Consider the following 12,504-nt stretch of genomic DNA (forward strand, 5'->3'; position numbering starts at 1 on the left):
CGAAGGAAGCGATTAGAAGCCGCCGCCGGTCAGCTTCTGGCAGATCATGTCCAGCTGTTCGAGGCTGGAATATTGCAGGGTCAGCGTGCCTTTCCCGCCCTCATGATTGATGCCGACGCGCAGGCCGAGCAGATCCGACAGATGCTGTTCCATGGCGATCAGATCGGGATCACGTCCATAATCAGCTCGTGCCTCAGCACGCGGCGCCGATTTTCCTTCACGTGCCAATCGAACCAAGCGCTCGGTTTCGCGAACAGACAGGCCCTTGGAGGCGACATCTTTTGCCAGTTCCGCGCAATCGGCGGAACCGATAAGGGCGCGCCCGTGGCCCATGGACAGGGCCCCGGTCATCACCAGCTCCTGAACAGGCTCCGGCAGATCCAGCAACCTGATCAGGTTCGCAATATGACTGCGGGATTTGCCGACGATCCGGGCCAAGGCGTCCTGCGTGTGGTGAAACTGATTGATCAGGCGCTGATAGGCTTGCGCCTCCTCAATCGGGTTCAGCTCCTCCCGCTGGATGTTCTCAACCAGCGCAATCTCGAGCGTTTCTGCCTCGGTGAAATCGCGGACGATCGCGGGGATTTGGTGAAGCTGTGCCTTCTGCGCCGCCCGCCAGCGCCGCTCACCCGCGACGATCTGGTAGCGATCATTCCCAAGCGGTCGCACAACGATGGGCTGGATGATTCCTCGCTCGCGGATGCTGTCTGCGAGTTCAGAGAGGGCACCTTCGTCGAAATGTCGCCGCGGCTGATCGGGATGCGGCGACACGCGGACGATTTCAAGGAAGCGGACGGCCTTGGGCCGGTCCGCATCGCTTGCCGCCCCGCTATCCGCCCCAGCCCGGCCCTCTTCCGACACGGATACGTCGCGTTCGACTTCGCCCAGCAAGGCAGAAAGACCGCGCCCCAAACGGCGCGGCTTGCCGGATACATCTGCATCGCTCATGCCGCTACGGTCTCCTTGGGAAGCTTCTCGATCAGTTCGCGCGCGAGCGCCATATAGGCTTCCGATCCGGCGCAGCGCATGTCGTAGATGAGGGCGGGCAGCCCGTGGCTGGGGGCCTCCGAGAGGCGCACGTTGCGCGGGATGACCGTCTTGAACACGAGGTCGCCGAGACAGGCACGCACGTCGTCTGCGACCTGATCGGTCAGCCGATTTCGGCGATCATACATCGTCAGCGCCACGCCGAGAATCGAGAGGTCCGGATTGAACCGTGCACGAATGCGCTCGAAGGTCTGCAGCAGCTGCGACAAGCCCTCAAGGGCAAAGAACTCGCATTGTAGGGGCACAAGGATCGACTGCACCGCGACCATGGCATTGACGGTCAACAGCCCTAGCGACGGCGGGCAGTCAATCAGGCAGACTTCCCAACGCCCGGCTTCCGCATCGTTCAGAGCGTTGGCGAGACGATGGGTTCGTTGCTCGACATCGATCAATTCGATTTCAGCACCAGAGAGATCCTGTGTGGCAGGAATGAGGTCCAGGCCCGGCACGACCGTGCGAATCACCGCATCGTCAAGCTCACAGTCCCCCATCAGCAAATCGTAGCTCGACCGCGCGCGATCCTTCGTCGTGACACCCATCCCCGTGGAGGCGTTCCCCTGCGGATCAAGATCGATCAGCAAGGTGCGATGGCCAGTGGCAGCCAAGCCAGTAGCGAGATTGATCGCCGTGGTGGTTTTTCCAACGCCGCCTTTCTGGTTCGCGATTGCAATACTGATCATGAGTGTCCTTTTGGCCCCGCCGACGTCACTATCGCCCTGCGCCTCTTGCCATTCCGTCCCGAACTGCCCGGCTTTTTATCGATCGCTCGGACCGGGACACGTTTTTTCAGCTGGCGGACTGTTAGGATGGCGCTTTCGGCGTCCGTTACGCTTTGTTCCACGTGAAACACAGCTTGCCAGTGCGGCCGGACAATTTCCAGTTCCTTCTCGCTGCTCCGGCCCTTGGGGAGCAGCCAGATGGTGTTTTCGTCCGCCAAATGATGCGCTGTGGTGAGCAGTCGATCCAAAGGCGCATAAGCACGGGCGCTGATAATGGCAGCGGGCCGGTCAATTCGGGCCGATTCTACCTTGGATTGCAAGACTTCCACACGATCGAGGCCGAGAGACTCGGCACAGCGTTTGAGGAAAGCGACTCGTAAGGGACGGACCTCTACGAGACGAATTGGCGCCTCGCGCAAGCAGCCGATAACCAGGCCCGGAAACCCAGCGCCGGTTCCGAGGTCCAGCCACAGCCCATCGGCGGGCGTTTGAGCGGATACCGCATGAGTTAGCAACTGGGCGGAGTCTACAATATGCCGCGCCCAAATGGATGCCTTGGTCCCAACAGAAATGAGGTTCTGCCGGTCGGCCTCTTCCAGTACGAGGTCCACAAAAGTCCGCAGCCTATCCCCGGTTGGACCATCCCACCAGCCTTGAGCGGAGAGCCACGCTTGCGCCTCTTCCTCTGTCATGCAGCCCGACCAGTCCGCGCAGCGACGAGGAGCGCCGCCAAAGCTGCCGGCGTAATTCCCCTGATCCGGGCGGCGCCACCGAGCGTCTCAGGGCGGGCGAGGGTCAACCGTTCGACCATCTCTGTGCTCAAACCGCCGACCGCAGAAAAATCGAGGTCGGCGGGCAGCGCTATGGCATCATTGGCCCGGAGCGCCCTCACTTCCGCGTCCTGCCTTTCGACGTAAGGCGCATAGATCGCGTCCTGCAAAAGCTCGTCGACAAGGCCGTCGTTTCCCGTTTCGAGGGCCGGCGCATATTTGGCAAGATGCCCGCGCGCCACTGCCGGGAAACGAGCCCACTCGGCGAGAGATCTGCGGACACCGTCGTCGCGAACATCGGCCCCTGCCGCGCGTAAATCAGTGCCGGACACTTGCTTCTCCAACACGCCAGCGAGCACCACGCGTACTTCCTCTCGCTCGTGCCACCAAGTCGTTCGGGCTGCGGTTGCCAAGCCAAGCCGAACGGCCGTCGGCGTAAGGCGCGTGGCAGCATTGTCTGCCCGCAGTCGCAGCCGGAACTCGGCACGAGCGGTGAGCATTCGGTAGGGTTCGGTAATCCCCTGCAGGCAGAGATCGTCGATGAGGACGCCAATATAGCTTTCCGCCCGGTCAAGCAGCAGCGGCTCAAGACCCAGCGCATGAGCGGCAGCGTTCGCGCCAGCGACAAGGCCCTGCGCCGCGGCTTCCTCATAGCCGGTGGTGCCGTTGATCTGCCCGGCCAGAAAGAGCGAAGGCATGGCGCGGAGCGAAAGGGTCCGATCCAGAGCGCGCGGGTCGATATGGTCATACTCAACCGCGTAACCGGGAACGGTGACCTCGACTTGCTCCAGCCCTTCCATGGACCGGAGGAATGCAATCTGCACGTCCGTCGGCAGGGACGAACTCAGGCCATTGGGATAGACAAGATGATCATCCAGACCCTCGGGCTCGAGGAAGACCTGATGGCCCTCCCGGTCTCCGAAGCGGACAATCTTGTCCTCGATTGAGGGACAATAGCGTGGTCCCCGCCCCTCAATATCGCCCGAGAACAAGGGTGAAAGGCCGAGGTTATCGCGAATGATGCGATGGGTCTCGGCGTTGGTCCGGGTGATGGCGCAGCGAAGTTGCGGCAGCTGTTCGCGTTCAACCAGACCTAAATAGGACATCGACCACGTATTGAGATCTGACGGCTGCTCCTCCAACCGGGCCCAATCGATCGTGCGTCCATTCAGACGGGCCGGTGTCCCCGTCTTGAGGCGGCCCATCGGGAGGTCGAGGTCCCGCAATTGTTGAGCCAAGGCACTCGCGGCATGCTCACCGATCCGCCCACCCACAACTCGCTCCGCGCCCCTAAACATCAGGCCGCCCAGAAATGTTCCGGTTGTGAGGACAACGGCCTGTCCGCCCACCTTCTGTCCATCCGCGAGCACGACCCCGCTCACAGCCCCGGCAGGGCCGACATCCAATGCTGCCACTTCACCGCCAATGACCGAGAGGCCCGGTTGCGCCGCGATCATACTCTGAATGGCTGCGCGGTACTTCCGGCGGTCGGCCTGGACACGCGGGCCGCGAACAGCGGCGCCCTTGCTGGCATTGAGCATTCGGCGATGGATCGCGGCGCTGTCTGCGGCGCGCGCCATCAACCCATCCAATGCATCCACTTCACGTACGAGGTGGCCCTTGCCCAACCCGCCGATGGAAGGATTGCAGGACATTTCCCCGATGCGGATCGGATCGGCCGTTACCAGAGCGACACGCGCGCCTCGGCGCGCGGCAGCGGCCGCAGCTTCCGTGCCGGCATGGCCACCGCCGACAACGATGACATCGAACATGGCTTGCGCATGCTTGCTCATGTCCCAGCCCCTAGCGGCCACATCAAAGAGCGTCAAAGCATTGCGGGGCCGGCCGATGTTCCACGTGGAACAAACACCCCCTATTTGCCGATGCAGAAGCCGCGAAACACCTCGTCCAGCACAAGCTCAGTCGTGGTGCGTCCGGTCAATTCATCCAGAGCGGCCAGCGCCTGCCGAAGATTTTCTGCAACCAGGATTTCGTCGGACTCACCAGTGCAGGCGTCCACAGCGTCAACCGCTCGCTTTATGACAGCTCGTTGCCGCTGTGACAGCGCATAGTCGCCGGGCACCGGCAGCATGCTGCCGGCCAACGCACACAGTTCCTCAATGAGAGAATCAATCCCCTCACCTGTCACACTCGACACGTACAGGCTCGACGCCTCGCGATCTGCGAGAGCAAGATCGGCTTTCGCTGCGACCTGCACCAACGCCCCCTGACCTGAGGGCGCGTCTTCAGGCCGCCCTAGCCACAGCACGATGTCAGCCTCGGCCAAAAGAGCTTCCGCGCGTCCGATGCCGATCTGCTCGATCTCGTCGCCGGCTTCGCGCAGTCCCGCCGAGTCAGATATCACGAATGGGATGCCATTAAGGGCGACTGACGCCTCGATCACATCGCGAGTTGTTCCCGCATGCGGAGAGACAATCGCAGCATCGCGTCCAACCAGCTGGTTGAACAGGGACGACTTGCCAGCATTGGGCGGACCGCCGATGGCGACGCGAATACCATCTCGTAATCGGTCCGCGGAGGGACGCTGCAGTTCCTTACGCATGTCTGCGCTGATCTCAATCGCTGCTGTGATGCGCGTGAGGTCCGCGCCCGATACGTCCCCTTCATCGGAAAAATCGAGCTGAGCCTCGATCTGTGCGGCGAGCAGTCGAAGGTCGGTCGTCCAGGATTCGATCTTGCGGGAGAACACTCCACCCATCATCGCCATGGCAGCGCGCCCTTGCAGCGCCGTCTCTGCCGCGATCAAATCGCCTAAGCCTTCGATCCCGGCGAGATCCATCTTGCCGCTCAAAAAGGCGCGCCGGGTAAACTCGCCTGCCTCGGCCCGCCGAAAGCCCGGCATGGCAACCAGAGCGGCTTCCAACGCCCGCACCACCGCATGGGAGCCATGGCATTGGAATTCGGCCATGTCTTCGCCGGTCTCTGTATTTGGCCCGGGAAAGCAAATCAGCAAACCTTCATCGAGCAAGTCGCCATTCGCCGGATCGAAAAATCGCCGCAACGTCGCTTGCCGAGCCGCTGGGGCATCCCGACCTGTTATGACGCGAGCAGCCTCAAGCGCGAGAGGTCCAGATACCCGGAGGATCGCAATCGCGGCGGGCAGTTGCCCGCTGGAGAGCGCAAAAATCGTATCCCGATCCGTCATCGATCGTCAAACCACGTGAAAAATCAGCCGTCATTCTTGGATTTTGCAGGAGAGCTAGCGCCCGCCGCGCCCATGCCAATATCCATGAGGCTGGAAAACAATTTCATGCCTGCATCACCCAGCGGCGACATGCTGCGGAACATCCGCTCCATCTGCTCAAGGTTGGTCTGGCCGCTCATCGTATCGAGCACCGCCTGAATATAAAGATCATGGATCGGCTTCAGATCAGGCAGACCGAGAAACGACCGTGCCTCTTCCGGGGTGCACTCAACATCGACCTTGAACTTCATGATGGCAGGGCTCCGCGCGAGATAGGGTGGGCATGACATGCCGCATCGGGGCTCATATCGCTAGCAAATTGCCCTCGGCAGGCGATTATCACCCCGCACTGGTCAGCCAGAAACAAGGAAACCGGCAGCGCTCCTTTGCCGAGCGCTGCCGGTTCCTGTTTAGCGATTTGCTTCTCCGCTCAGGCGAAGAGCTGAAGCAGCCCGATATCCTTGTCTGTGATGCCGGTGTAGATCATCGTCGCGGCCACATAGAGAATGACCAGCAAGCCGATCCAGGCAATCCAACGATAGCGCTCGATATATTTCGCGATGATATTCGCAGCGATGCCCATCAGAGCGACCGCGAAGACCAGGCCGATCATCAAAATGCCGGGGTGCTCGCGGGCTGCACCGGCCACCGCCAGCACATTGTCGAGGCTCATGGAGACGTCTGCAACCGCCACAGCCCAAGCCGCGCCGATGAAGCTCTTCGCGGGACGAAGCCCGGAATGCTCGTCGCCCTCCACCTCAGGCGAGCCGGCATTGTGTCCTGCCCCCTGCACGATCTCGCGGTACATCTTCCAGGATACCCACAGGAGCAGGATGCCGCCGGCAAAAATCAGCCCGATGATCTGCATGAGCTGCGTGACCACGAGCGCAAAGGCGATGCGCAGCACCAGCGCGGCAATGATACCGATGAAGATGACCATCCGGCGCTGATGCGCCGGCAATCCCGCCGCGAGCGCGCCGATGACGATGGCATTGTCCCCGGCCAGGACGACGTCGATCAACAGAACTTTGACGAACGCGGACCAGGCGCTGATATCGCCCGAGAACAGCGTGGAGACGTCCGAGACGATATGTGACCAGATTTCAGCCATGGCAGCGCGTAACCCCTGTTGAAATGCGTTACTGGTTCATCGTGGCGAAGAAGTCTTCGTTGGTCTTGGAATCCTTCATCTTGTCGAGCAGGAATTCCATCGCGTCGATCGTACCCATCTGCATGAGAATACGACGCAGCACCCACATCTTGGAGAGCTTGTCCTTCTCGACCAGCAGCTCTTCCTTACGGGTGCCGGATTTGCCGACATCCAGCGCCGGGAAGATGCGCTTGTCCGAGACCTTGCGATCCAGGACGATTTCCGAGTTACCGGTGCCCTTGAACTCCTCGAAGATCACTTCGTCCATGCGGCTACCCGTATCGATGAGTGCCGTGGCGATGATCGACAACGAGCCACCCTCCTCGATGTTCCGTGCTGCGCCGAAAAAGCGCTTCGGGCGTTGCAGGGCGTTGGCATCGACACCGCCGGTCAGCACCTTGCCGGAGCTGGGAACGACGGTGTTGTAGGCGCGGCCCAAGCGCGTGATGGAATCGAGCAGGATGACGACATCCTTCTTGTGCTCGACAAGGCGCTTGGCCTTCTCGATCACCATTTCGGCGACCTGGACGTGGCGCGTCGCGGGCTCGTCGAAGGTGGAGGAAACCACCTCGCCCTTCACGCTGCGCTGCATGTCCGTGACTTCCTCCGGCCGCTCGTCGATGAGCAGCACCAGCAGGAAGACCTCGGGATGATTGTCGGTGATCGCCTTGGCGATGTTCTGCAGCAGTACGGTCTTGCCGGTCCGCGGCGGCGCCACAATGAGCGCGCGCTGGCCCTTGCCCTGCGGCGCAATAATGTCGATGACGCGGGCCGACTTGTCCTTGATCGTAGGATCAAGCGTGTCGAGCCGCAGCTTCTCGTCGGGATAAAGCGGCGTCAGATTGTCGAAATTGACGCGGTGACGGACCACATCGGGATCGTCGAAATTGACCGAGACGAGCTTGGTCAGCGCGAAATAGCGCTCGCCATCCTTGGGTGCGCGGATCTCGCCTTCGACCGTATCACCGGTGCGCAGGCCGAATTTGCGGACCTGATTGGGCGAGACATAGATGTCGTCCGGGCCGGCCAGATAATTCGCCTCAGGGCTGCGCAGGAAGCCGAAGCCATCGGCCAGCACCTCGATAGTGCCCAGACCCATGATCTGCTCGCCATTTTCCGCCTGCTCCTTGAGGATGGCGAACATAAGGTCCTGCTTGCGCAGCGTCGAGGCACCCTCGACGCCGAGTTCCTCGGCCATGGCGACCAGCTCGGCCGGGGCTTTGCGCTTCAAATCTTTAAGATGCATGGATTGGGTCCGACGGCGGGAGTGAAAATAAAGGGAATATGACTGTGCCGGAATGCCTGGAGAGGGCAATCAGGCGCATAGGTCAGCGCCTGTAAAGGGAACGCCCCGAATTACGCACTGGCCGATTCCAAGTCAAGCGCAGAGCGATGGCGCTCTCACCGCTCGCAACGGGCCGTTCAGAACGGACGGACGATCACCAGAATAACGATCAGGGTCACGAGCAGCGCCGGCACCTCGTTGATCATACGCAAGCGCTTTTCCGGCCAGGGGCGCAGGCCGCGAGCGAGCTTCTTGGAATAGCCGACGATCCAGCCGTGAAAGCCCGACAGGATGATCACCAACAGCAGCTTGGCGTGGAACCAGCCCTCGCTCCAGGCCCCGGTCTGAAAGGCCAGCAGCAGGCCCAGCACCCAGACCAGCACGATCGAGGGGTTCATGATGATGCGCTTCATCCGCGTCTCGCGTTCGATCCACGCCTGATCCTCGGCCGAGCCGGGCTCGGTCTGATGATGGTAGATGAAGTAGCGCGGGATCATGAACAGGCTGGCCATCAGGAAGATGACGAAGATCACATGTGCGGCAAGAACCCACGGATAAGCAGCGCCGAGAAAGCCGATGCCGGGCAGGATGGACATGGAGACTGAACCTCTTCGTCGTGCTTCAACAACCGCGCGCGATCGCCAAGCCTTCTAGGCCAGCCGACCAGGAATTGAAACGGGGTGCGAGGCGCTGGCTTGCGTTTTCCAAGAGCCGCCGATCACCCGCGAACGCGCGCCACCAGTTGCTCGACATGGGCAATCGGCGTGTCTGGCAAGATGCCATGACCCAGGTTGAAGATGTGCGGCCGGCCGGACAGAGCCTCGAGAATGGCGTCCACCGCCCGATCCAGCGTCTCCCCGCCGGCGATCAGCGCCAGCGGATCGAGATTGCCTTGCAGCGGCAGATGGGCGGGCAATTCACGCGCCGCCCAGGCCGGATCGAGCGTCTCATCGAGACCCAGCGCGTCGACGCCGGTTTCCTGGGCATAGTCGACGAGTTTGGCCCCTGCCCCCTTTGGAAAGCCGATGATCGGCGTATCGGGGTGGCGCAGCTTCAAGGCTTTGACGATGCGCGCGTTGGGCGCGATCACCCATCGGCGGAACTGTGCCGGGCTAAGCGAACCGGCCCAGCTATCGAAAAGCTGCACGGCATCCACGCCGGCCGCGATCTGGGCCGAGAGATAATCGACCGTCGTTTCGATAATGGCATCGATGATCGCGCCGAATTTCGCCGGCTGCTGATAGGCCATGCGGCGGGCGGCGGCGTGATCCTTGCTGCCCTGCCCGGCCACCATATAGGTCGCCACCGTCCAGGGACTGCCGGCAAAGCCCAGAAACGTTGTTTGCGGGGCCAGCGCGGCCCTCACGCGCCGGACCGTGTCGATCACCGGCGCCAGCCGCTGCGGCGCCGGCACGAGGCTTGCCAGCTCGCCTTGGAGCAGCGGCGGGGCGAGGCGCGGTCCTTCGCCGGCCTCAAACCAGAGATCCTGACCGAGAGCATGGGGAACCACCAGAATATCGGAAAACAGGATCGCGCCATCGAACCCGAAGCGGCGAATGGGCTGCAAGGTGACCTCTGCCGCGGACTCACTATCATAGCAAAGATCGAGGAAACCGCCCTTCTCGGCGCGCAAAGCCCGATATTCCGGCAGATATCGCCCGGCCTGACGCATCAGCCAGAGGGGCGGACGCGCCGGGACAACGCCGCGCAGGACGCTCAGCAGCGGTGCCGTCACACCGGGATCGATCGCGGACGAGTCATGCACAGACCAATATCCTATTTATATAAAAGAGAAGGTTGTTGGATTCTGTTGGGGAGTGGACAACGGGCATTATTCGCTCATCACCCTTTTGCCAACAGCTTGACCTGAAGGGATCCATGAAGGTGCGACGAGTCACCAGGCTCATCCCCATGATTCACAGCCTGTGGGCAAGCCGGTGGGCCTGTGGATAGATGATCGGGTTCCGACAGGGTGAGTGCGCATGAAATGAGGAGGGGCGGTTATCCACAGTTCTGTCCCTTGTGTTATCCCGCAATGTTCCACATGAACGGTGGATATGGACCGCCTGAACCTGCATCTGCTTTCGGATTCCACCGGCGAAACGCTCGAGCATATCGGCAAGGCGGCGCTCGCCCAGTTCGAGAATGTCGAGACGATCCGCCATTTCTGGCCGATGGTGCGCTCCGAGCAGCATCTCGAGCGCATCTTGGAAGAAGTGGCGCGCAATCCCGGCATGGTGCTGTTCACCCTGGCCAACCCTACCCTGCGCCGCCGACTGGAAAATGGCTGCCGGGCCATCGGCATTCCCTATGTCGCGCCGCTCGATCCGGTGACCGATGCCATGTCCAATCTGCTGGGCCAAGAAATGCGCAATCGTCCCGGTCGCAAACATGTGCTGGACGAAGCCTATTTCGCGCGGATCGACGCCATTCAGTTCACCATCGCCCATGATGATGGGGTGGGCTGGGAGAATTGGGAGGAGGCGGATATCGTCCTTGCCGGCGTGTCCCGCACGTCGAAGACGCCAACGAGCATTTATCTCGCCAATCGCGGCTACAAAACGGCCAACATCCCGCTGGTGTTGGAATCCCCGCCCCCGCCAAGCCTGTTCAAATTGCGGCATCCGATGGTCGTCGGCCTGACCGCCGGCGCCGAGCGGCTGGTGCAGGTGCGGCGCAATCGGCTGCTCTCGCTCAATCAAGCGCCGGAAACCGCCTATGTCGATCTCGAACGCGTGAATGGCGAGGTGGCGCACGCCCGCCGCATGTTTGCCGATCAGGGCTGGCCGGTGATCGATGTCACCCGCCGCTCCATCGAAGAAACCGCCGCAGCCATCGTCAACCTGTATCAGGAACGGCTGAAAAGCAGCAGCGGCTTGCCGGGGCTTGGGCCGGTATGAGCACGCCCCCTCTGCTGCTCGCCTCGCAGAGCGAGAGCCGCCGGCGCCTGCTCGCCGACGCTGCCGTGCCCTTTGAGACGGTTCCAGCCGGTGTCGACGAGGATGCGATCAAGGCCAGCCTGGTCGCCGAGGGCCTGAACGCCCGCGATCTGGCAGACGCGCTGGCGGAATGGAAATGCCGTCGCCCGTCGATGCGGCACCCGGACGCGTTCGTGCTGGGCTGCGACCAGACGCTGGAGCTGGATGACGGCAGCCTGATCGACAAGGTGGAGACACGGGAAGCCGCGGCCGATCTGCTCGCGCGGATGAGCGGCCGGGCGCACAAGCTCCATAGCGCGGCCGTGATCGCGCAGGCCGGGCAGGCGCAATGGCGCCAGATCGAGAGTGTCGCGCTCCAGATGCGTCCGCTCAGCGCGGCTTTCATCGACCATTATCTGGACCTCGACTGGGAGCAGTGCCGCTGGTGCGTCGGCTGCTATCGGATCGAGGGGCCGGGCGCGCAGCTTTTCTCGCGCATTTCTGGCAGCCTCTTTGCCGTGCAGGGCCTGCCCCTGCTTCCTTTGCTCGACTATTTGCGCGTGCGCTCTATCTTGCCGGCATGAGTCAGGGAAAACCATATGCCGAAGTGATCGGCGACCCCATCGCGCACAGCAAGTCGCCGGTCATCCACAATTTCTGGCTGGAAGAGCTGGGCATCGACGCGGAGTATCGCAAGACCCGGGTCGCGCCGGAGGACCTGGCCGGCTATTTCCTCAGGCGCCGGGCCGATCCGGACTGGCTGGGCTGCAATATCACCATTCCGCACAAGATCGCGGCTCTGGATTATGTCGATGATCCCGGCGGGGTGCGTGATCGCATCGGCGCCATCAACACGGTGGCCTGCGAAACCGGCGGGCCGCTGATCGGCACCAACACCGACGCCGGCGGCTTTCTCCAACCGCTGCTGGCACGGGGCTGGAGCGGCACCAGCGCGATTCTCGCCGGCACCGGCGGTGCGGCGCAGGCAATCGGGTTCGCCTTGCGATCCGTGGGTGTGACCGACCTGACGATCGTCGCGCGTGATGCCGCCAAGGGGCAGACTTTGATGGACCGGCTGGGTCTGGCCGGCCGGGTGCAGGGCTTCGATGCGGCACTGCCGGCAGCTGATCTGCTGGCCAATTCCACCTCGCTCGGCATGGTCGGGCAGCCGGCATGGACGCCCGATCTGTCACCGTTGCCTGACAAGGCTATGGTCTACGACATCGTCTATGCCCCGTTGGAAACACCGCTGCTGGCGGCGGCGCGCAAGCGCGACCTCATGTGCATCGATGGGCTGGAGATGCTGATCGGCCAGGCCGCGCTCGCCTTTGACATCTTCTTCGATGCCCAGCCGCCGCGCGAGCTGGATGCGCAGTTGCGCGAACGCCTGCTCGTGCCTGCCTGACCGCC

General features: G+C 62.3%; 13 protein-coding genes. 3 read left to right on the forward strand and 10 right to left on the reverse strand.

The genetic code is table 11. The features are described 5' to 3' along the window. Positions 1-12: 12 nt before the first annotated feature. The 10 genes from M2342_RS01160 to hemE form a co-directional block, all read right to left on the reverse strand. On the reverse strand, positions 13-948 hold the full coding sequence (locus M2342_RS01160) for a ParB/RepB/Spo0J family partition protein (protein WP_264577732.1): 936 nt from the start codon (positions 946-948) through the stop codon (positions 13-15). Continuing rightward, positions 945-1,727, reverse strand: coding sequence for a ParA family protein (locus M2342_RS01165; RefSeq protein ID WP_264577733.1), 783 nt, complete (start codon positions 1,725-1,727; stop codon positions 945-947). Before M2342_RS01165 ends, M2342_RS01160 begins: the two co-directional genes overlap by 4 nt. Further along, positions 1,724-2,458 carry a 16S rRNA (guanine(527)-N(7))-methyltransferase RsmG gene (gene rsmG / locus M2342_RS01170; protein ID WP_264577734.1) on the reverse strand — a complete coding sequence of 245 codons (735 nt, stop codon included), beginning with the start codon at positions 2,456-2,458 and terminating at the stop codon, positions 1,724-1,726. Before rsmG ends, M2342_RS01165 begins: the two co-directional genes overlap by 4 nt. Continuing rightward, a complete protein-coding gene (mnmG, locus tag M2342_RS01175) occupies positions 2,455-4,308 on the reverse strand; it encodes a tRNA uridine-5-carboxymethylaminomethyl(34) synthesis enzyme MnmG (protein ID WP_264577735.1) in 1,854 nt (617 codons plus the stop codon). Before mnmG ends, rsmG begins: the two co-directional genes overlap by 4 nt. Before the next feature lie 101 nt (positions 4,309-4,409). After that, positions 4,410-5,702 (reverse strand): tRNA uridine-5-carboxymethylaminomethyl(34) synthesis GTPase MnmE, encoded by a 1,293-nt coding sequence (gene mnmE / locus M2342_RS01180; RefSeq protein WP_264577736.1) that lies wholly within the window; start codon positions 5,700-5,702, stop codon positions 4,410-4,412. Between the two features lie 23 nt (positions 5,703-5,725). After that, a complete protein-coding gene (locus M2342_RS01185; protein ID WP_264574004.1) occupies positions 5,726-5,992 on the reverse strand; it encodes a DUF6489 family protein in 267 nt (88 codons plus the stop codon). Between the two features lie 179 nt (positions 5,993-6,171). Beyond that, the gene (locus M2342_RS01190) at positions 6,172-6,852 is read right to left on the reverse strand and encodes a YjbE family putative metal transport protein (protein ID WP_181561075.1); all 681 of its coding nucleotides are present in this window, start codon (positions 6,850-6,852) and stop codon (positions 6,172-6,174) included. A 28-nt stretch (positions 6,853-6,880) separates the two neighbouring features. Beyond that, positions 6,881-8,137: a transcription termination factor Rho gene (gene rho, locus M2342_RS01195; RefSeq protein ID WP_181561074.1), complete on the reverse strand. Its 1,257-nt coding sequence runs from the start codon at positions 8,135-8,137 to the stop codon at positions 6,881-6,883. A gap of 176 nt (positions 8,138-8,313) precedes the next feature. Beyond that, the gene (locus M2342_RS01200; protein WP_264574951.1) at positions 8,314-8,754 is read right to left on the reverse strand and encodes a CopD family protein; all 441 of its coding nucleotides are present in this window, start codon (positions 8,752-8,754) and stop codon (positions 8,314-8,316) included. Positions 8,755-8,894: 140 nt separating this feature from the next. Beyond that, on the reverse strand, positions 8,895-9,941 hold the full coding sequence (gene hemE, locus M2342_RS01205; protein WP_413715055.1) for a uroporphyrinogen decarboxylase: 1,047 nt from the start codon (positions 9,939-9,941) through the stop codon (positions 8,895-8,897). A gap of 292 nt (positions 9,942-10,233) precedes the next feature. Between hemE and M2342_RS01210 the strand changes: the two genes are divergently transcribed. The 3 genes from M2342_RS01210 to M2342_RS01220 are packed head-to-tail and all read left to right on the forward strand — an operon-like array spanning position 10,234 to position 12,499. Continuing rightward, positions 10,234-11,076 carry a pyruvate, water dikinase regulatory protein gene (locus M2342_RS01210; protein WP_181561073.1) on the forward strand — a complete coding sequence of 281 codons (843 nt, stop codon included), beginning with the start codon at positions 10,234-10,236 and terminating at the stop codon, positions 11,074-11,076. After that, complete coding sequence (locus tag M2342_RS01215; RefSeq protein ID WP_264577737.1) at positions 11,073-11,678, forward strand: Maf family protein; 606 nt, start codon at positions 11,073-11,075, stop codon at positions 11,676-11,678. Before M2342_RS01210 ends, M2342_RS01215 begins: the two co-directional genes overlap by 4 nt. After that, complete coding sequence (locus tag M2342_RS01220) at positions 11,675-12,499, forward strand: shikimate dehydrogenase family protein (RefSeq protein ID WP_264577738.1); 825 nt, start codon at positions 11,675-11,677, stop codon at positions 12,497-12,499. The genes M2342_RS01215 and M2342_RS01220 overlap by 4 nt, the downstream gene beginning before the upstream one ends. Positions 12,500-12,504: the final 5 nt, after the last annotated feature.

Origin of the sequence: Sphingobium sp. B8D3A (assembly GCF_025961995.1) — a bacterium.
Classification (GTDB): Bacteria; Pseudomonadota; Alphaproteobacteria; order Sphingomonadales; family Sphingomonadaceae; genus Sphingobium.

Excerpts from the sequence above, each read along its gene's own strand:
- rho (WP_181561074.1), bottom strand. The coding sequence starts at position 8,137 with ATGCATCTTAAAGATTTGAAGCGCAAAGCCCCGGCCGAGCTGGTCGCC.
- M2342_RS01160 (WP_264577732.1), bottom strand. The coding sequence starts at position 948 with ATGAGCGATGCAGATGTATCCGGCAAGCCGCGCCGTTTGGGGCGCGGT.
- rsmG (WP_264577734.1), bottom strand. The coding sequence starts at position 2,458 with ATGACAGAGGAAGAGGCGCAAGCGTGGCTCTCCGCTCAAGGCTGGTGG.
- M2342_RS01185 (WP_264574004.1), bottom strand. The coding sequence starts at position 5,992 with ATGAAGTTCAAGGTCGATGTTGAGTGCACCCCGGAAGAGGCACGGTCG.
- M2342_RS01190 (WP_181561075.1), bottom strand. The coding sequence starts at position 6,852 with ATGGCTGAAATCTGGTCACATATCGTCTCGGACGTCTCCACGCTGTTC.
- M2342_RS01220 (WP_264577738.1), top strand. The coding sequence starts at position 11,675 with ATGAGTCAGGGAAAACCATATGCCGAAGTGATCGGCGACCCCATCGCG.
- M2342_RS01165 (WP_264577733.1), bottom strand. The coding sequence starts at position 1,727 with ATGATCAGTATTGCAATCGCGAACCAGAAAGGCGGCGTTGGAAAAACC.
- M2342_RS01210 (WP_181561073.1), top strand. The coding sequence starts at position 10,234 with ATGGACCGCCTGAACCTGCATCTGCTTTCGGATTCCACCGGCGAAACG.
- M2342_RS01215 (WP_264577737.1), top strand. The coding sequence starts at position 11,073 with ATGAGCACGCCCCCTCTGCTGCTCGCCTCGCAGAGCGAGAGCCGCCGG.
- mnmE (WP_264577736.1), bottom strand. The coding sequence starts at position 5,702 with ATGACGGATCGGGATACGATTTTTGCGCTCTCCAGCGGGCAACTGCCC.
- mnmG (WP_264577735.1), bottom strand. The coding sequence starts at position 4,308 with ATGTTCGATGTCATCGTTGTCGGCGGTGGCCATGCCGGCACGGAAGCT.